This window comes from Paenibacillus sp. NPDC058898 (assembly GCF_049316025.1).
In the GTDB taxonomy this organism is placed as follows: Bacteria; Bacillota; Bacilli; order Paenibacillales; family Paenibacillaceae; genus Paenibacillus_AQ.
Genome location: NZ_JBMOSM010000006.1, coordinates 382,830 through 402,846, shown reverse-complemented (window position 1 = coordinate 402,846; position 20,017 = coordinate 382,830). Strand labels below are relative to the sequence as shown.

General features: G+C 50.4%; 15 protein-coding genes. 5 read left to right on the top strand and 10 right to left on the bottom strand.

Translation table 11 applies throughout. From position 1 onward, the window contains the following. Positions 1 to 45: 45 nt before the first annotated feature. Positions 46 to 1,089: a BMP family lipoprotein gene (locus ACOZB4_RS19015; protein ID WP_076322823.1), complete on the bottom strand. Its 1,044-nt coding sequence runs from the start codon at positions 1,087 to 1,089 to the stop codon at positions 46 to 48. A gap of 361 nt (positions 1,090 to 1,450) precedes the next feature. Further along, positions 1,451 to 5,320 carry an S-layer homology domain-containing protein gene (locus ACOZB4_RS19010; protein ID WP_379412590.1) on the bottom strand — a complete coding sequence of 1,290 codons (3,870 nt, stop codon included), beginning with the start codon at positions 5,318 to 5,320 and terminating at the stop codon, positions 1,451 to 1,453. A gap of 191 nt (positions 5,321 to 5,511) precedes the next feature. Here ACOZB4_RS19010 and ACOZB4_RS19005 point away from each other — a divergent pair, with 191 nt between their 5' ends. Then, entirely contained in the window at positions 5,512 to 8,133 is a 2,622-nt protein-coding gene (locus ACOZB4_RS19005; protein ID WP_379412587.1) for a LuxR C-terminal-related transcriptional regulator, read from the top strand. A gap of 90 nt (positions 8,134 to 8,223) precedes the next feature. Here ACOZB4_RS19005 and ACOZB4_RS19000 read toward each other — a convergent pair whose 3' ends face one another. After that, the gene (locus ACOZB4_RS19000) at positions 8,224 to 9,576 is read right to left on the bottom strand and encodes an MATE family efflux transporter (RefSeq protein WP_379412584.1); all 1,353 of its coding nucleotides are present in this window, start codon (positions 9,574 to 9,576) and stop codon (positions 8,224 to 8,226) included. Between the two features lie 404 nt (positions 9,577 to 9,980). Here ACOZB4_RS19000 and ACOZB4_RS18995 point away from each other — a divergent pair, with 404 nt between their 5' ends. Beyond that, a complete protein-coding gene (locus tag ACOZB4_RS18995) occupies positions 9,981 to 11,255 on the top strand; it encodes a chitinase (RefSeq protein ID WP_379412580.1) in 1,275 nt (424 codons plus the stop codon). Between the two features lie 124 nt (positions 11,256 to 11,379). Here ACOZB4_RS18995 and ACOZB4_RS18990 read toward each other — a convergent pair whose 3' ends face one another. After that, on the bottom strand, positions 11,380 to 11,745 hold the full coding sequence (locus tag ACOZB4_RS18990) for an MmcQ/YjbR family DNA-binding protein (RefSeq protein WP_076322818.1): 366 nt from the start codon (positions 11,743 to 11,745) through the stop codon (positions 11,380 to 11,382). 148 nt (positions 11,746 to 11,893) lie between these two features. Between ACOZB4_RS18990 and ACOZB4_RS18985 the strand changes: the two genes are divergently transcribed. Continuing rightward, on the top strand, positions 11,894 to 12,286 hold the full coding sequence (locus ACOZB4_RS18985; RefSeq protein WP_379412575.1) for a hypothetical protein: 393 nt from the start codon (positions 11,894 to 11,896) through the stop codon (positions 12,284 to 12,286). Between the two features lie 82 nt (positions 12,287 to 12,368). Continuing rightward, positions 12,369 to 13,124, top strand: coding sequence for a YheC/YheD family protein (locus ACOZB4_RS18980; RefSeq protein WP_379412573.1), 756 nt, complete (start codon positions 12,369 to 12,371; stop codon positions 13,122 to 13,124). 142 nt (positions 13,125 to 13,266) lie between these two features. Here ACOZB4_RS18980 and ACOZB4_RS18975 read toward each other — a convergent pair whose 3' ends face one another. From ACOZB4_RS18975 to ACOZB4_RS18950, 6 genes are all read right to left on the bottom strand, one after another. Further along, entirely contained in the window at positions 13,267 to 13,653 is a 387-nt protein-coding gene (locus ACOZB4_RS18975) for a RidA family protein (RefSeq protein WP_422759599.1), read from the bottom strand. Positions 13,654 to 13,736: 83 nt separating this feature from the next. Next, on the bottom strand, positions 13,737 to 15,263 hold the full coding sequence (nhaC, locus tag ACOZB4_RS18970) for a Na+/H+ antiporter NhaC (protein ID WP_379412509.1): 1,527 nt from the start codon (positions 15,261 to 15,263) through the stop codon (positions 13,737 to 13,739). Positions 15,264 to 15,409: 146 nt separating this feature from the next. After that, a complete protein-coding gene (locus ACOZB4_RS18965; protein WP_379412507.1) occupies positions 15,410 to 16,582 on the bottom strand; it encodes a MalY/PatB family protein in 1,173 nt (390 codons plus the stop codon). A 56-nt stretch (positions 16,583 to 16,638) separates the two neighbouring features. Further along, positions 16,639 to 17,310 carry a helix-turn-helix transcriptional regulator gene (locus ACOZB4_RS18960; protein WP_076322814.1) on the bottom strand — a complete coding sequence of 224 codons (672 nt, stop codon included), beginning with the start codon at positions 17,308 to 17,310 and terminating at the stop codon, positions 16,639 to 16,641. A 362-nt stretch (positions 17,311 to 17,672) separates the two neighbouring features. Next, positions 17,673 to 18,182, bottom strand: a complete 510-nt coding sequence (locus ACOZB4_RS18955; protein ID WP_379412503.1) for a CYTH domain-containing protein — start codon at positions 18,180 to 18,182, stop codon at positions 17,673 to 17,675. A 131-nt stretch (positions 18,183 to 18,313) separates the two neighbouring features. After that, positions 18,314 to 18,778, bottom strand: a complete 465-nt coding sequence (locus ACOZB4_RS18950; protein WP_379412499.1) for a DinB family protein — start codon at positions 18,776 to 18,778, stop codon at positions 18,314 to 18,316. Between the two features lie 203 nt (positions 18,779 to 18,981). Between ACOZB4_RS18950 and ACOZB4_RS18945 the strand changes: the two genes are divergently transcribed. Further along, entirely contained in the window at positions 18,982 to 19,956 is a 975-nt protein-coding gene (locus ACOZB4_RS18945) for an aldo/keto reductase (RefSeq protein WP_379412496.1), read from the top strand. The last annotated feature ends 61 nt before the right edge of the window (positions 19,957 to 20,017 follow it).

Below are 20,017 nucleotides of genomic sequence, written 5' to 3'. Positions count from 1 at the left end.
TGAATGAAAGACCGACTGCTCATGGGCAGCCGGTCCAGGTGAGAACTAATTTTGTTCCAATGCGTTGGTTACTTTAATCTTTCCGGCGATAATATCGTCGGAAATCACCTTAAGCTGATCTACGATGTCTTGTCCAATAAATGGGTTAAGCGGTGTTTTGCTCTCATGGGTTACGTAAGTAAGACCCACGCCGCCTTCTTTCAGACCGTAATCACGAATATCGAATGAGTATTTGTCTTCTGCAAAGTCTTTAACCGTTTCGTAGACAACAGCGTCTGTACCTTTCAATTGAGCAAGCACAACGTGCTCGGGATCCGTGCCCGTGTTATCCGTATCTTGTCCTGAAGCATAGAAGCCTTTCTCTTTCGCGGCTTCGAATACGCCCAAATCACCAACAGCGGAAAGGCCTGCAACGAAATCGGCACCTTTGGAGTTCTGCAGGAGTGCGAGTTCCTTCGCTTTAGCCGGATCTGTGAAACCGCCGACGTAGTTAACGAAAATTTCAACGTTAGGGTTTACCGATTTTGCACCTTCTGCAAAGCCGGTCATATATTTATGCATAATCGGAATGTCGTCTGCAACCACGTTGCCAACCTTGTTGGTCTTCGTAGCCAATCCAGCTGCTGCACCAAGCAGGTAAGCTGCTTCATGTTCACGGAATACGACGCTGCGGACATTCGGCAAATCCACTACCGTATCGATAATGGCAAAAGGCACGTCCGGATTCTCCGGTGCAACCTTCTTCAGTGCATCTTCCATTTGGAAGGTGGATGTGATAATCAAATCATATTTTTCAGCAACCGCCGTACGCAGGTTTTGCTCAATCGAAGCCGGGTCTGTTGATTCAATCGTTTTCACTTCGACATTGAAATCGGCAGCGGCCTTCTGCAATCCTTCGTCCATCAATGCAAAGAAAGGATTCACGCCGATCTTCTCAGGGAGAACAAGTGCAATGCGTTTCTTATCTTGAGATCCTTCTGAACCGCCATTAGCTGCACCATTGTCAGTAGACTTATCATTATTGCCGCAACCTGCAAGCAATCCAACGGATAATACGAGTGTTAATAGAATTGACCATGTCTTTTTCATTTCCTGACCTTATCCTCCTAAGTGAGCACTTTTTATACTATTATCCTATGGTATAGATAAGCAGATGTCAAAACAAAAATTTTAGCGTTTTATGTAGTTTAATGTGTTTTTTAGCAAAAATTTGGCGGAAAACTGCCGATATCACAGAACATTACCTTATCAAAATGTCGAGAATGTTCGGAAATTGCCAACATTTGAGCAAGCGTTTTCTGCCGAGATCAGGATGAAAACGCATTAATTTCAAATTGTTGGCAGCTTATATGCTGCTTTTCCTTTTCATTCACGCAGAAAGGGATGCCTAATGGCATCCCCTGCAAATATATGAAATGTTCTAAGATCCGACCTAGTTAATCCCGCTGAATCAATCGATCAGCTCTGCTGCCTTTAATAACCGCTGCAGCATGACGGCCGCCTCGCCGCGGGACAGCTTCTGCAGCGGCTTAAGCCCTGCGTCGGCTCCATGGACTATTCCTTGCTGCACAAGCGCGGCAGCAGCCGGTTTGGCCCAAGCGGAAAGGCCTTGGAGATCTTTAAAAGAGGAAAGGATACCAGTTGATTCCATCTCATTCACTGTAGTTGTTATACCTGCCAGTTTCATCACTCTACCCATAACCGCTATGGCCTCTTGGCGCGTAATCCCTTGAGTTGGCCGAAAACGGCCGTCCTCATACCCCTGAAGAAGCTCATACTGTACGGCTTGTGTAATGACGCCGCTATACCAGTCGCCTGCGCTGACATCCTGAAAAGCAGGGATTTCGCCCTTCACCTCGTGCAAACCGAGTGCCCTGACGATCATGGCAGCAAACTCCGCACGATTCACATGAGCGTCCGGAGCGAAAAGGGTCCTCTCGGGCTGATTCGCACCGGTGTTTGTGGGCCCCTTCACTCGGCCGCTTCCATCAAGGATCAATCGCGAAGCCAGATCGTTCACGGCATCCTTGGACCAATGAAACGAAACATCGGCAACGCTCGCTTGATGAGATATGAGAGCAACGGTTCCGGCGGTGAGGCGATGCAGAACGGCCTCGCTGCTTCCATCCTTCTTCATCTCTATTCGCGTCGGGATATGATAGAAATCTCCATTCTCATCCACCCGGGCAGCTGTAGTAATATGGCCTGACACTCCCTGTCGCCATGAAATCCGCTGCTCCACATACTGTGGAAACGGATCTAATTGCAGGGATATGTCCTGAACTTTAGCTGTAATTTCAAAATCGACAGGCAAACCGACAAGGGTTATGCCGGATTGCAGCGCCGCCTTCTGAACAGCCTTTACCTTAGCTGCATCGCTGGCAGACATCGTCAGCGTCACCAACATTTGATCCGCTGCTATCGGCTTATCCAAACCTCCCGACTTCTGCCAGCGCGATGATGCCATCACGGCAGCAGGAACATGGAAGGTACCGAGAACGGATCGGATTTCAATGGCGCCCTGCTTAGCATCAAGAAGGTCAATTGCAGCACCGCTTATTTCCAGGTAGACATGATCCGCAGGCTGTGCAAGCGCAATGACGATGACCGGATTGTAGTCCACGGTCTTTAAACGGGCTTCCAGCTTTGCCGTATCCAGCTTCATTGAAACGACGGTATGTCCATCTGTCTCATGGAACAAGCCTGTAACCATCCCTTCCTGAGATTCATCGTTTAGCGTAACTCTGACATTCACTCTGTTCTCTGCTGGCGTGGCACTGCCTGATGAACCTGAATTTGCGTATCCTGAGCCTGAGCCAGTACCTCCAGGAGATAAACCTCCTCCCGGTTCTTCAGGCGTTACACCTCCGCCTCCGGTTGACGACGCTCTTGTCACCATCACTCTATATTTCAGATGCTGGCCATCCGGCGCCGTCACAACGACCTCGATTATATGGTTACCGACGGAAACCGGGAGTTCCGGGCTCTCCTGACCGGAGAAAATATCGATCGGCCCCACTTCCAAATCCCCGGCTTCCCCGTACACGCTGAGCGTTACCTGTACACGAGCGTCATACACCTGGGCAGTCACCGTAAGGCGATCCGCTTCATTGGCTACCTGTGCCTTGTAATCATGATGGTATCTATCGAATTCAGGGCTCAGACCCACTTCCGCTCCAGGTGAATTCAGCGCCAATGCTTGCAAGGTGGCGTCATACGGCGTGGTCGCAGGCTCCCTGACCGTAAAACTCCAGGTATCCCCGCCTTGAATTCCGGCAAAATAGGTACCCGAATGGTTACCGGTAAAAGCCCCAGACTCGATCTCGACATAATAAGTCGTTCCATAGTCGAAAGCAGTCAACGGATCCAGGGTCAACGTGTTCCCGAGAACCGAGACTTTACCTGCATCAGCAGCATCGATGGTCTCCACAACACGCTGATCCGAAGCTTGCCTAATCGTAATCGATTTACCGGACACAGCCGTCACTTCTTCATTAAAGACAACCTGCAAGGTCGCATCTCTTTCAACCCCGACAGACTGATGAGCCGGCGTATACGATACCACCGTAAGTTCGGTTGGTGCCGGGTTCGCACTCCATTTGGCATACAGCGTGACATCCTGCGTACCAAATATAAGCTTGCCTCCAGCCGGATAATCGATCCCGCTTCCATCGGCCTCCGTATTCCAGCCGACGAAGGTATATCCATCCTTGCCCAGTTGGCCCGTATTGCCCGCCACAACCGTTTCGTCGCCTTTGGCAAACAAACCGCTGCTTGCCGGAACATTCCCAGTGGCATTTCCGTTGCCATCATAGATTAACGAGTAGATTTGCGGCCATTTCGTTGTCACTTTCAGCATACGGTATGCGCTTTTTCTGCCGACGGCATCTTTGGCGATGACATTAAAATAATAATCCGTGCCTTCCGCAAGTCCGTTTACCACAAGTGCGGTTTGATCCGCCGTGTAGCTTCCGATCGGCTTTCCGTACCTCTCCATTTGACTTACGTCCCCGATATTCGGGCTGCCAGACGAATATAAAAGATACTGCAGGTCGTGCTGCTCCGTCATATTGTCCCGGGCCTTGGGCCACTCCAATCCAACGGAGTCCGCGGTAATGCTGTACGGATTCAAGACCCCACTTCCTGTATCCGGCGCCGTGGTATCCAGCACGGCCTTCGTCAGGGTAGGAATATCCCTGGTATTGTTGTAGGTCCCATCCCCGATTTGCCCTCCGGAGTTAAAGCCCCATGCCCAGACGGTCCCATCCTTCTTCATCGCCACGCTATGATAGCCGCCGGCGGAAATTTCACGAACATGCTCGATCCCTGACACAGGGGCCGGAATTAGGCTTGAACCATTCGAGCCTAGGCCGAGCTGCTTCTGACTGTTATCCCCCCAGCTCCATACGTTTCCTGCTTGGTCCACTGCAAGACTGTGGTACCCACCGCCTGCAACCGCAACAATATGCTCCAAGCTTCGAACCTGCACCGGTTTCGTTCGGTTTGTTCTCGTGCCATCACCGAGCATGCCGTATGTGTTTTTTCCCCATGCCCATACGGTACCGTCTTGTTTAACGGCCAAACTATGAGACCCCCCGGCGGCAATCGCAATGACGTCTGTCAGCCCGGCAACTTGTACCGGCATGTATCGATCCGTCGTCGTTCCATCGCCAAGCTCCCCGTCTCCGTTCACGCCCCAGGCCCATATGGTACCGTCCGATTTCAGCGCAAGACTGTAATATCCTCCAGTCGCGATAGCCGTCACATCGTTCAAACCGGTCACCTGAACCGGGAAGTTTTGTTGTATCGTCGTTCCATTGCCCAGCTCTCCGTTGACGTTTCTCCCCCAAGTCCATACGCTTCCGTTCTCTGAAAGCGCCATGCCGTGATAACCTAATCCGCCGGATATAGCCTTGATCCCGCTTAAACCCGCAACTTGTGTGGGAACGTTCACATTCGTTGTCGTCCCAATTCCCAACTGTCCGTTCTCGTTCGCCCCCCAGGTCCACACCGTTCCGTCCTGGCGGAGCGCCATGGAGCTGCGGACGCCGGAATGAATGTCAATGACATGGTTCAAACCCTTCGCCATGACCGGAGTGATCCGGGTGCTCCAGCTGCCGTCGCCCAGCTGTCCCCTGTCCCCATACCCCCATGAATAAACCTCGCCGCTGCTTACAAGCGAAGCGGTATGATAGTAACCGGCAACAAGCTTCGGTGCAACCGCGGTGGCTGCGAAGGCTTGCCGGTATCCGAATACCCAATCCATCTGCATCAACAGCAAAGCTATACATAGCAGGATTTTCCCTGAACGCCTTAACATAAATCTCCTCCCTCATTTCATCAGCGCTTATAAACCACAATCCCGGTCGGGACCGCGGTACTATGGATGCTATCAAATAAATGGAAGGGAAACGATTGACAAACGTTAACTTTTCATCATTTTTTTCATATAATCTAGTTATCTTGACTCAAATTTCGTAAAAATAACGTTCGTATATAGCGAGGGTGCCTATGAAATTACTGACCGATTCACCTATTCTGAAAATGAAAATAAGCCTTCCCGGGTTAAAAAAGCATCTCATTCACCGGGATCGGCTTATTCAAGCGATGACAGCAGGCCACAATGGACAACTAACTACCATTATTGCCCCTGCTGGATACGGCAAATCGACACTGCTGGCCCAGTGGGCCCATGGAGCCAACGAGCGATGCGCCTGGGTGTCGCTGGATGAACGGGATAACGATCCTGTCCGCTTTTGGCGATACGTAACAGCCGCCTTGGCTTCGGTTCTTCCAGAACAGCAAGGAGATCGGCTTATGAACCATACGCATCTGCTGCCAAGCGCCTCGATTGAAAGCTTTCTGGATACGCTGATCAGTGAATTATACGAGGAGCATGAACCCCTCAATCTCATTCTCGAGGACCTGCATAGCATTCACTATCATGCTATCCATGCGGGGATTTCCTACTTGATTGATTACCTCCCTGAGCCTATTCATCTATTCATCTCCTCCCGAACCGAGCTTCCATTCCCCACAATGAAAGGGATGGTTAACCATGAGGTCAACCATATCGGAATGAAGCAGCTGGAATTCACCTCTGATGAAACCGAGCGCTTTTTCCGGCATGAATCAGATAGCAGTCAGCCCCGTCTAACTCCGATGCAGCTGGATGCATTGCTTAATCGAACGGAAGGCTGGATAACCGGGCTCCAGCTTGCTTCGCTTTCCCTGCGAACCGGCCGCGATCTGGAGCCATTCGTCGAAGATCTGAAGGGAAATCAACTTCTGATCTCAAAATATCTGTTCCAGGAGGTGATAGGCAGGCTATCTTCCGAGGTGCTCACTTTTCTGCTGCAGACCGCAGTCCTGTCGGAGCTTCATCCACAGGCGTGCGATGCTGTAACCGATCTCAGCGACAGCCGCCCGATGCTGGAGGAGCTGCAGAAGCTGAATCTGTTTCTGGTTCCACTGGATGAACATCATACCTGCTATCGCTATCATCATCTGTTCTCGCAGTTTCTGCTGGACCTCCTGCTACGTGAAGATAACGGGGAGTATACGAAGCGCCATCGGCTTGCCGGGCAATATTACGCTTCTGCCGGTTCTATGGATGAGGCCATTGACCATATGTTTGCAGCGCAGGACATTGAGGGGGCCGTGAACTTGCTGGAGCAGCATATGCAAACCGTGCTTGAACGTGGGGAAATTGCTACCTTGCTAGAATGGTTTGACCGCATCCCATCCCCATTCTCGATGAGACTTGAAATGTCATTAGCGCATGCCTTTATCATGGTTCTGGCAGGGGATCTGGAGCGGTCTGAGCGCATGCTCTCCCAGATTGAAGAAACGTGCGCCGCACTCGCGTCATCAAATCGACGGGAGCAGCTCCGAAGCAGCCTCCTGTTCGTGCGTTCCAATCTTGTTTTTCTGAACGGGGACTTCGGCAAATGGTTTGCTTTCAGCGAAGGCCTCCTCGACAACGCTATGCCCGACAATCCGATCTACTATCAATTCGATTACAACCGTCAGGAGCCTTACGTAAGACGTACACCGCTTGGCATGAAGGGAGCTCTCTCCGCTGATACGGAGAAGATCGCACATCTGTTTACCGGCGTGCTGGAATCCCATGGATGGGCGCATTCGCTCATGAATTTATATGTAAAGCAATCCTTGTGCGAGGGGTATTATGAATGGAATCGGCTTGCCGAATGCCGTCAACTGCTGGTACAGATTCGAAATGCGCCCCCCGCCAAAGAAACCATGGGTTTGTTCGTGCCGCTTCATATAACCGAAGCCAAGCTGTACGCTGCGGAGGGCAAGTTTCATCTGGCCCATTATGCTCTGGATGAAGCATGGACCGCTGTCCTCGGCAGGAAAGCGAGCCCATGGCTTGCTCCATTAAAGGCTATACGATGCATGCTCTATATTCGGGAAGGGCGTATAACCGAAGCCCGCAAGGAAGCGGCCGGTCTCCCGATTTCCGTCAAGGACCGACCAACCTATAGCCGGGAAACCGAATATCTGGCGTTCGTTCGCCTGTTAGGCAAACAGCGCAGGGAAGCCGAGGCGCTTCACCTCCTGGAACTGTTAAAACCCCAAGCCGAGCGCGAACAGCAACGATCCAGCATCATCGAGATCACAGGCCTGCAAGCGCTGCTGGAATATCAGCGTGGTCAACGAAAGCAGTCCCTTCATCTCCTTGGCGACGCATTGCGTATTGGAGCACAGAACGGTTATGTCCGTTCCTTCCTGGACGAAGGAGAGGAGATGTACCAGCTGCTGAATTTGTATGCAAACCACCAAGGACAAGAAAGCGGCTTACAGCCGGAGCAGCATCAGCTGCTTGAATATGTACGCATCCTGTTGGAGCATTTTCCGGATTATCCCCAAGCGGACCTTTCATCCGCCAAGCTATCCCCGTCTGTTCTCCCGGAACAGCTGAATCGGAATGAAATGAATCTCCTGCATCTGATCCGGCAAGGTGCCGCCAATAAACAGATGGCCGCTGCACTTGGCCTGTCCCAAGGAACAGTCCGGGTATATTTATCCAGACTGTATGGCAAGCTCGGCGTGACTACCCGCACGCAGGCTCTGGTTAAAGCCCAGTCATTAAACCTGCTAGAGGATTGAACGTAACATACAAAAGAACCTCGGGACACGCGTTCCCGAGGTTCTTTTTTTACTCTATGGATTTCTTACCATAAGACAACCGTCCATCCATCATGAGCTGAAGGACCGTATCCATTTGAATCGATTAACCTTTACGATCGCCACAAAACACTTCAGTATCTGATCGGACTTCAAGCAAATGAATATGGCGAGTGGTGATAAATCGAACACGAACGCGCATAATGCCGAGGAGGGCAGCACGATCAGCCACATAAAAATCAAATCGTTGTAAAGGACAAAGCGGGTGTCTCCGCCGCTTCGCACAATGCCCGTTAATGCCGGCATCTGATAAGCCGTTCCGACTACGGTGATCGACAACACTGTCATGAAATGGAGCGCGAGTGTCTTCGCCTCATCGGATATGGAGTAGAAGCCCAGGACGAAATCCTTAATTACAAACAGCACAGCGCCCGTCAGCAAGCCGAGTAGGATATACAGAATCTGCAGCGTTTTGGCATAGGATATGATTTTGTCCATCAACCCTTCACCGATGGTCTTCCCAATCAGCACAGCCGTTGCGCTGGCCGAAGCGTAAACGATGACTGTAACCATCTGGAAAATCGTAGTCGCAATACTGTTGGCCGCGATTGCCGATTCCCCCATATGCCCCAGAATGGCAGTTTGTGCCGCCATGGCAAGCCCCCATATCGTGTTCGACAGCAGAATTGGGGAGCCTACGCGAATGTACTGTTTGAAGAGTTCCATATCGAACTGCAGGAAATCCTGCAGCTTTAGCAAAATTTTGCGATCAAATCGTTTAATGTACACCAGGACGATCACACATTCAATGATTCTAGCCGTCAGGGTAGCGATAGCCGATCCGGCCACACCCAGTTCAGGAAAACCTAAATACCCGTAGATGAGGATATAGTTCAGGCAGATGTTGATAATCAGGGTCGATAACGATACCACAAAGCCGATTTTCACCGTTTCCACGCTTCGCAGTGAAGCCAGCAAGGAACTGGTGACGGCAAAGAAGATATAGGAGAAACAGATGATTCGTAAATATTCCACACCTGCGGCTATAACATTCTCTTCCTTCGTAAACAAGGACAGTACCTCATGCGGGAAAAAGAACACGACTATCCATAACACAATACTGAGGAAAATGGCCATGCGCATGCCGATGCTTGCTGCCTTTTTGATGGAACCTAAATCCTTCGCTCCCCAGAATCTGGACGACATGATGACCAATCCTTCGCATACGCCCATAACTAGCATGTGCAGCAGGAATTGGATCTGGGTCGCGAGGGCAACACCCGATAGGGCCGATTCACTGTATCCTCCCAGCATGACGTTGTCCGACAAATTCACGCCGACCGATATCAGGTTCTGCATCCCGATCACAAGCGTCAGCCAGAAAAAGCTTTTGTAGAACCCTTTTTCGCGAACAAATAAACTCATGTCAGTTAACCTTCTTCGTCTATAAGATGATGAATCTCTAATATGTATGAAATTACACAAATGAACAGAACATTATGAAGCGAAGCATTCTTTCCATAGATTAATAGATTAATAGATTGCTAGAATCAAGACATAATAACATTATAATGTTTTTACGTTAAAAAACTAGTTATCAAGTTGGAGGACACTGCGAATGCCAGTATTCGAACTTCGACGGCATCTTTAGTGATTCCACAGCAAATCCCCTGTCTATCGTCACATCTCCCCCGCTTGGTCGCGCCAGAGGTTCCCCTTCAGTGTCAACTGCGCGTTAAATCGTGGGATTTCCTGACTATGTACAAAACAACATACCGTATATATGATGGCAGTGTATTCCAATCCCAATGATACAGAGGAGAATGTGTATGACCGTGTGGAAATATCCGTTATCCCGCAAAATGATCCAGCGAAGTATGATTGCAGCCCTCGGCGCTGCGCTCCTCATGACCCCGCTTCATGCCTTTGCAGCCGATGAAGCGCCCCAGCCCGAAGCATCTTCCGCTCATCCGGCAGCCAGCACCAAATCCAGCACCTCAGCTCCAGCACAAATCACGGAGAATCTAGGCGGTTCCCTAGCGATCGGGGAGCACCGGCTAACCAGTCGTAAGGAGATCGACCAGAATTGGGATGGCCTCGATCCGGATTACACACCGGAGAAGGCGATCGCCGCTGTTAGAGCACTGCTCTCGGAGGAAGACTTTGAGGCGTTGTTCCCTTACCGGCTAGGCTCGGCAGAATGGTTTAAAATCTCCAATGGCAAAGAATACTATAAAGCCGATCAGACCGACTATTTCTCATACGACAACCTCATCAACGCGGTCGCGGAGGTCTCCAATCTGAAGATCAAGATCAACACGCGGCAAGGAACCCCTTCCGCGCAGGAGATTTACCGATTAGACAAGGACGCCCGCGTTGAAACACTCGTTGTGCGTTCAGCTGACTTCCATTCGGTTGAGAACCTTAACAAAGATATTGAAACCGTTATCATTGATGGCGGCACTTTCCTGAAGGAAGGGTTCAAGAAGGACCGCAAGCGTGAACTGGCCGCCTTCCTCGCCAATCTGTCCCACGAAACGGGCGGAGGCTGGGCTACCGCTCCGGGAGGACCGCTCCGTTGGGGATTGTTCTGGAACGAGAACATCGCCGGCCGGACTGGTGTCAACAAGGATGCTTTCGTCGATCCTGCCAGCGCGGTGCTGTATCCCGGAACACCAGACAAACGCTATTATGGACGGGGACCGATCATGCTCAGCTGGAACTTTAATTACGGCCTGTTCAGTTCCATCATCTATGGAGACAAAAGCCTGCTGCTGGACCATCCGGAGATCGTTGCCGCTGACGGCAAAATCGGCTACATGACCGCCATCCTGTTCTGGATGACGCCGCAGGACCCGAAGCCTTCCGCCCATGACGTGATGGTTGGCAGATGGAAGCCTTCCCCGCTTGAGAAGTTCAGAGGGCTGGGCGATCCCGGCTTCGGTACGACCGTGATGGTCTTGAACGGCCTGGAAGCTAACCTCGGTGAAACCGAGGGTAGCCCGGTGCAGCGCCGCGCCGGTCACTACCGCGATATTACAAGCCGTATGGGCGTTGATATTACCGGGGAGAAAGTGGATACTTTGGGCATGAGACCATTCTGATACGAAACCGCCCAGCGGATGGGTTGAACTAGGTTTGATGGTACCATCTAATAATCGCCCTCTGGCAAGTGGATGTTTATCTGCCTCCACTGTGCCACAGGGCGATTATTTATTTCAGCAGGCTTCATACCAGCCGCTGAGAGATCGCATCGCGCTGAGCCTTCGGTAAACTCTTCAGCACCAAATCATAGGAATGATCAATCATATCCTGGAGGTCCGCTTCCGTTAAGGAGCCATCCACGGTAATGGTATTCCAATGTTTTTTGTTGAGATGATAACCGGGCTGCACCGCGTCATGCTGCTGGCGCAAATTCTCTGCAATCACCGGATCGCATTTCAGGGAAATATGACTAACCTTCTCTCCTGCCGTTATGGTAATCAGGGCAAACATTTTGCCCCCGACTTTCATGACGATCGGAAGCGGGCCAAACGGATAATCCTCGGTTGCAGCTTTCTTCGAAAGACAGTAAGCAATGAGTGGGCTTCGCACCTGGGAATTCTCTCCTTCTAGATCAGATCTATTTGATTATAGTAGATGACGTTTCCCTGTTCAATTCCGGTTTATATTTTGTTCACGCTCCGTTCATATAACTCTTGTATATTGGGACCGATTCAAGATGCAAGGGGGGGAATATCCATTGGTAAAATATAGTAAGTGGCTGATGCGTATCGCGGCAATCTATACACTCTTCGGTGCTTTGATCGGAGCGGACATGGCAGGGAGAAGTAACTACAGCATGGTTGCAGGCCACGCCCATATTCTGGTGGTAGGCTGGCTGACCTTATTTGCCTATGGCCTGTTCTACTACGTGTTTCGGGAAAAACTCAGTTTGAAGAAGACGGCCGCGCTGCACTTCTGGACGAGCATCCTCGGGGGAGGGATCATGCCGCTGGGCATGCTGATGTATTATCAGATGCAGAATACGGCAACCCTGCTGGCCTTTATCATACCGGCGTCGATACTGCTTGTCGCGGCAGCTTTATTTATCATCTTATTGTTTTTCGATAAAAAATTGTTTTCAAGCACATAGCTTGGTTTAAGGCCATCGTGGAGGCTTGCTCTACTTTTTTGGCATATGCTGAACAAAAAAGAGAGAGGTGAGCCTCTTAACAATGAAATATAAAAGCAGTACCATCAAAAGCAAATGGAAGAAAACGAAATGGTTAAACGAAGATTCTTATTTCAGACAATACGTACCGCACACATTGCCGTTTAGTAAAAAAAACCTGAACGCTATGCTGGCGGACTACACTACGGTTTTCTTCAAACCTACGGATGGTTCAGGCGGCAATAACATCATCCGAATCCGCAAAACGGACGGGGGCTACCAAAGCCAGCTGAATACCAAGAAAACGTCATACTCCAGCTCATCTCAATTGTACCGTGATCTGAACCGCTTTGCCGGGAGCAGACCCTACCTGCTGCAAAAAGGAATTCGTCTAGCCAAAAGCAATGGCAAGCCATTTGATATCCGGGTAATGGTCCAGAAGACTAGGCAGGGAGCCTGGGTCAGCACCGCCCTGTTCACCAAAGTCGGCAACCCTAACAAAGTCGCCACCAATTATAATCAAGGCGGCACCATTGGCACGTTCCGCAAGACGATGAGCGGCGCCAATTTCGCCTCGGCCTTCACCCAACAGCTGGAATCCGAGCTCAAAGGACTTGGCGTGGCGGTAGGTAAAAACTTTGACCGCCATTACAAAGGATTTAACGAACTCGGCCTGGATGTGGCAGTCGATTCCAAGGGGAGGCCCTGGATTCTAGAGGTCAACACCAGACCCCAAGTTTATCCGCTCAAAAACTTGAAAGACAAAAGCCTGTACCATAAGGTGCTGTCTTACGGGAAGCAATATGGGCGTACGAAATAAACACGGTAACCCCTTTTCAAACCAAACAAACTGCCGGGCTTCATGCCCGGCAGTTTTGTTTAAAACTTAATGATATTCATATCCCTAATTTCAGCACATCGATGGAAGATGAGGTTTTGACTTCCTAGTCACGATCTGCTAGTTACGACTTGCGAGCTACCACTTCAATCTCAACCCGTCCATCCTTCGGCAAACGGGCAACCTCCACGGCGCTCCGTGCCGGATATGGCTCTGAAAAGAAAGAAGCATATACTTCGTTGACGGCTTGGAAATCATTCATGTCCTTTAAAAAGACTGTAGTTTTGACGATATCCTCCATACCAAAGCCGGCCGCTTCCAGAATCGCCTTCACGTTAAGCAGTGAACGATTCGCCTGCTCTTCTACCGTCGGGGCAAACTGCCCCGACGCATCCATTCCAAGCTGACCGGATGTAAACAGAAGATTTCCGTATTGCACCGCTTGCGAATAAGGGCCTATGGCTCCGGGTGCTTGCTGAGTGGCGATGGTTTTTCTCTCTTGTTGTGTCATGGTGTTCTCTCCTCTTTAGCGCATACGATCACGCATTTATATTGATGATTTCTTGTCTTAATCCAAGAAATATTCATCCTGCATTAATGGACAGATGCTGCACCTGCATCATCCGCATGAGGCTTGTTCTGACTTCCTTTATGCGGATTGTCGTATTCCTTCAACATTTCCTCCTGCTGCTCGGGCGTAAGCTTCGCGATGCCGAACCCGGTAAAACCCCAGATCGTTGCGAAGATAATGCCTGTCCAGCACAATACTGCCCATGGTAAATAAGATAATGTCGCTACGCCCAGTGTACCGGCCATATAGGCACCTGCTGCCGTCCATGGCAGAATCGGTTCGGTAATGGCAGCGGAATCCTCCACCGTCCGCCCCAGGTTCTTCGGATGGAGACCGCGCCGGATGTAAGCCTCACGGAGCATCTCGCCTGGCATCAGGATGGAGACCTGTCCGTTGCTGGTTACGCCGATCATGGTCAACCCTGTTGCAATCGTAGCCAGGATCAACGAGCCGGTGGAACGCACATGCTTCAAGAGCTTGTCCACAATCAACTCCAGCGATTTGGTCAGCGATATCGTGCCTGCAAACGTGATCGCACTGAAACAGATGAGCAGTGTCCCCATCATGGAGCTCATGCCTCCCCGGTTAATGAGACGCGGAATATCGGCAATGACGGTATTGGGATCAAAGCCGCTAACATGAACCATCGCGATATCGAATCCGCTTACAACCGAAGTCACAACATCATGCAAAGTGAAGCCATGGAATATCATGCCGTTCGCCATGGCCACAAAGGACGACAGCAGCATGACAGGAATCGTTGGTTTCTTGGTGATCGAGCCGTACAGGACGATTAATACCGGCAGGATCAAGAGCAAATTCCAATCGTATATCGTTGTCATCGTGTTCATGATCTCGGTGACCTTCTCAGGAACCCCAACGCTGGTTACATGCGTGTTCAGTCCTGTGACCACATAAACGATCCCCGCCACGAAAAAGGACGGCAGCGTCGTATACAGCAAATGGCCGATATGTTCGTACAGATTAACGCCAGTGGACAAGGCAGCAATATTGGTGGTATCCGAAAGCGGCGAAAGCTTGTCCCCGAAGTAAGCACCCGCTACAACTGCACCCGCCACAGCGGCAAGATTGGCATCCATTCCAGCGCCGACCCCCATGAAGGCAACCCCGATGGTCCCGGCAGATCCCCAGGAGGTTCCCGTACATACGGATACTACAGATGTAACCAGAAAAGCGGTGATCAACAAAAATTGCGGATCAATGATTCTCAGGCCGTAGTAGATCATCATAGGAATAGTTCCACCGACCATCCACGCGCCGATCATAAATCCGACCACAATCAAGATGAGGATGGCGGGCATGGTTTTCGCAATTTTTTGCGAAATGGATTCCAAAATATCGTTGTAGCTGTAACCCAGCTTAATAGCGATCAGGCCTGCGACAATGGCGGATGCAATAATCAGCGGTTCGGGCGGCAGCTCAAATAATACGTAACCAAGGCACAGCAAAATCACCATCGTAAAAATCGGAAGCAACGCCAGAAACATGGTCGGCTGCTTTATCATTCGTTCCTCTTTTGGTTTAGCCATCATGGATTCCCCCTGGATGTAAATAAGAAAATGTCTATCGATGTACCTTCTCAGAAGACAGACCGCATATAGCGGAAGTTTTTCTTGCGAGATAAGGATGGTAAGCCTTTGAAGTTTATTCCTTCTGATCTCTTAAACTTTGGTTGTTAACGCTGTAGCGGATAAGCCGCGGCAAGCCGCTCCAGGCCTTCCTGTAATATATGACGCGGCGTGGCGATGTTGACCCTGATGAAGCCTTCACCGCCAGGACCGAAAGAAGAACCGAAGCTAACGCTGACACGCGCCTTCTCCTGAATCCACTCCACCAAATCCTTTTCATGGCAGCTCACGGCCGTACAGTCAATCCACAGCAAATATGTCCCTTCAGGTTCGATCACGGCCAGCTCTGGCATATGATCAGCTATGAATGTTTGGGCATAAGCCATGTTATCTTTGATATAAGCACGAAGTTCCGTTAACCATTCATCACATAATGTGTATGCGACTTCCAGCGCAGGCACGGAGAAGAATGTAGGATTATGAATTCCGGCCTGCAGCAGACCGTGCTTAAACTGCCCTCGCAGCTCATCATTGGGAATGATGATATTAGCGATTTCGAGACTTGCCAGGTTAAAGGTTTTGCCCGGTGACGTACAGATAATGGAACGATTCGCAACCTCTTCGGACAGCTTCGCAATGACGGTATGCTCGTGTCCCACATGAATGAAATCAGCATGGATATCATCGGACACAATCAGTGCGTCATACTGGATACAAAGCTCCGCCATCTGTTCAAGCTCATCCTTCGTCCATACGCGGCCAACCGGATTGTGCGGTGATATGAGCAGGACCAGTTTAACCCCTTCCCGCATCCGCCGCTCCATATCTTCAAAATCGATCTCGTATCGCCCGTCCGCTAGCTTAAGCGGACTTTCAACCAATACCCGATCATTTAACGTAACCGCTTTCGCAATAGGCTGATAAACAGGTGTATGGACAAGAATCCTATCTCCGGTCTCCGTAAACTTCTGTATAATGACCGAAACGGCTTGAACAATGCGCGGACAAAATACGATCCATTCGGGCTCGACCTGCCAGTCATAGGCTTTATCAAGCCAAGTGCGGACAGCTTCGAAGTAAGGCGGGAACGGATCGGTATATCCGTAAATACCGTGACGTGCGGCCTCCGCGACCTTATCCACCACCATTGGCGGTGCTGGCAGATCCATGTCCGCCACGGAGAGAGCGATCATATCGCTCCCCATGCTCTGCGCCATCCCGTCCCATTTCGCACTGTTCGTGCCAAACCGGCTGACCACCTTGTCAAAATTAAATGTCATGATGTCACCTTCCATTGTCTCAGGATGCAATGCGTTCTTATTAGGATGAAACCCGCTTATTTCAGCTTCTGCAAATAGCGATACACGGTAGGCTCCGATATGGATAAAGCCGCGGCAACCTTGGATACTCCGCCCTTCAGCAGAAATACCCCCTGCTCATTCAATTCCTTCACAATCTCGATCTTCTCGTTAGAAGATAAACGGTCCGCCGGAATGCTGATTTTGCTAAGGACGGTCTGGACGATATGCTGCAGCAAATCGTCCACGTTCCCCTGCAGATATTCGGTGGACGGTTTCTCCTCCTTGGATGCATCAAGAGCTGCTGGCGGCGTCAGCGATCCTCCCTGCAAAATGCTATTGATCCAGTCGGCCGCAACCTCCATATGCGTAATGTCGATGTTTAGGCACATCAGACCGACCAGCTCGCCGCTGCCGTTTTTAATAAAATACGTCGAAGATCGAAAAGTCTGACCACGGGCGCTGGAAGCTTTGTAGTTCGCGATGAACTGCTCTTCTCTGTAGGCCTCAGCCTTCAAAATTTTCAATACGAGGTCTGTGGATGCATCGCCGACCCGGCGTCCGCTAATATGGCCATTCTCGATAAAAATGATGGAGCGTTCCGGATCGCTGATATCGTGCACAACCACCTCGCATTGAGGTCCGATGATCGCCGCGATAAAAGAGGCAATCGGAAAATAGCTTTCAAGCAGCTGCTGGTTTTCATTCATGAAGAGCTTCCCCCTTCTCTGTTACGCCATTATTTATTTCTGATACGCCATCATTTGTTATGGATATCATCCTTTACGATATAATAATTAATTATCATGATAATATTATATTATAATAATAAAACGTTTTCAATACTTTTGTCTAAAAAAGTCGAATGCTTCTCAAAACACTCTTCAATGGACCATTACAGTTCGCCTTACGACAGAATTTTGGGTTCAATGCTATAAAAAAGGCTCTTCGCGGGCGGTCCGGTATGACCGCTCGCAAGAGCCTTTTTGCAACCATATGAGAACGCGTAGTATCCACGTTCTAGCTGCATATGTTTCCTATGTTTTAGCTAACCATTTCGTGACTAACGCCGTTACGATTCCCTGCCAGCTTGCTGCTGCAGGTCCCGCCATACTTTCTTGTTGCTGTATTGTTTCTCCGTGCTGATATCTTGTCCAAACCATGCCGGCGGCACAAAGCCGTCTGCGGCTTCCATAGAAGGAAACTCTACCTCCAGCACCAGCAAGTGAATCTGCGCATAATCGTCGATTTCGATGATCGTGTCCCCTAAGCGGGCGGTGACCCGTCTCTTGGTCAGCGGAATCGCGCCATGCGCCTTCACCACTTGGTCATAGAGTCCTTCGGAAATGGCGAACTCTATTTCCTCCCTGGCAATTCCCCATCCTTTTTTGAACGTATGGGTGAATTCAACCTGACCCGATTTCAGATCCGTTATTTTGCGGACCCGAAGCTCCTGATCCCCATCCAGCGCCAAATACGTCTGCTCGATGAACTGCTCCTTCTCGACCACGATGGTTCCTTCCGATATCAAGTCTTCCGGATAAACCTCCAAAAGGTATTTGCGTTCGATTTCAATCGCCATAACTATCATATCCTCCCATCGATGATCCCATCTGTGTTGATTCCATTATAAGGATCGATCACCGCAGCGACAAACAAAAGCGATAGAAGGGATGCGCGAGGGCGCCCTTCTATCGCTTCGTGTTCATCGTATTACTTTATCAATTTTCGGTAAGCCTTGATCGTCTGCGTATGCATTCCTTCATGATACAAGCTGAACACAAGAAATTCTCCCGCGGTTTGGAACGTCAAGGGTCCGATGGTCAGCGGATGAGCCGAAGCCTGGTCGAGGCGATTCGCGAAGGTTTCACGGATCCGGGTCGTTTGCTCCTGCAAAAGCTCTACCAGTTCGGAAATCGCAGGCGGCTTCGACGTCCAATCGGCCGGCTTGGTTCCGGTTGCAAACCATGCCTCGAATCCTTCCGGAATACGGGGCTGCTCGCCCGCCGTTGCAAAAGCAAACTGCTCATGCACGGTGTAGATATGGCCCAGGTTCCAGCGAATGCTATTCGCAAATCCTTCCGGGATGATATCAGCCTCTTGCTCCGTTACATGTTCTACCGACTTTAAGGTCGCTCCTCTGGCAAAATCCAATTGATTAAAAATCGCTTCATTCATAAGACAATCCCCCTTCCAAATGGTTCGTAACTATCCTATCGTAATATTTAGCCTATCGCAAGGAGTCCTAAGGCATTCGCACAATCTTTAGCATTTGTGCACAAACCGCTTCATCGATTAGGCTAGAGGATATAATATAGTAAAGGCGATTGAGGGATCATGTTTATACTATAGGAAATCTATACATAAAGGAGTGGATCAAGATGAACTACCGCCGTCTTGGCAACAGCGGAATGAAGGTTTCGGAGCTCGGTCTTGGCACGAACGCTTTTGGCAAAAGAGCCGATCAAGAGACATCCACCCGCATCATAGACCATGCACTGGACCATGGCATCAATTTCATCGATACCGCGAATATTTATGCAGGCTCGGAATCCGAGCGCATCATCGGGGAGGCGCTTGCCGGCAAACGCCATAACGTCGTATTAGCCACGAAAGCCGGACTCGTGAACGGCCAAGGGCCGAACGAACGCGGTTCCTCCCGCTATCATCTGCAGCAAGAGCTGGAGAACAGCTTAAAGCGGCTGAAAACCGACTATGTGGACCTGTATCAGATCCATACGTTTGACCCGAATACGCCCCTTGAGGAAACCTTGCGCACGCTGGATGACATGGTTTCGTCGGGCAAGGTACGATATATCGGCGCTTCCAACTATGCCGCCTGGGAAATCATGAAGGCGCTTGGGATCAGCGAGCAGCGCGGATACGCCCGGTATGTATCCACCCAAACGAGTTATTCCCTGGCCGACCGTACGCCGGAGCTGGAGCTTGTTCCCCTCTGCCTCGATCAGGGCGTTGGCATCATCCCGTATTTCCCACTTGCCGGCGGCATTCTCACCGGCAAATACGGTCAAGGCGCAAGCACGCCCTCCGGCTCCCGTGCGGAAACGGACCCTAACTTCAACCGCTTCCTGGAAGATCGCAATCTGAAGCTCGCACAGCAGGTCAGCCAGTTGGCTGCAGAGCATGGTCATTCCCCGAGTGCCCTGTCCTTAGCCTGGCTGATGAATCGTCCTGCCGTCTCCACTGTCATTGTCGGAGCTACGAAAACCGAGCAGCTGGATGATAACCTGAAGAGCCTGGATATTGAGATCGATGAAGCACTGGGTTCCAGCCTGGATGAAATCAGCGACGACTTTGTTTATGCCAAGCCGTTCGCGACTTATCGGCTGGGGTAAATAGCGTTATTTCAAATAGAAGAGCTGCGCCAGGAATGAATTCCTTTTGGCGCAGCTCTTT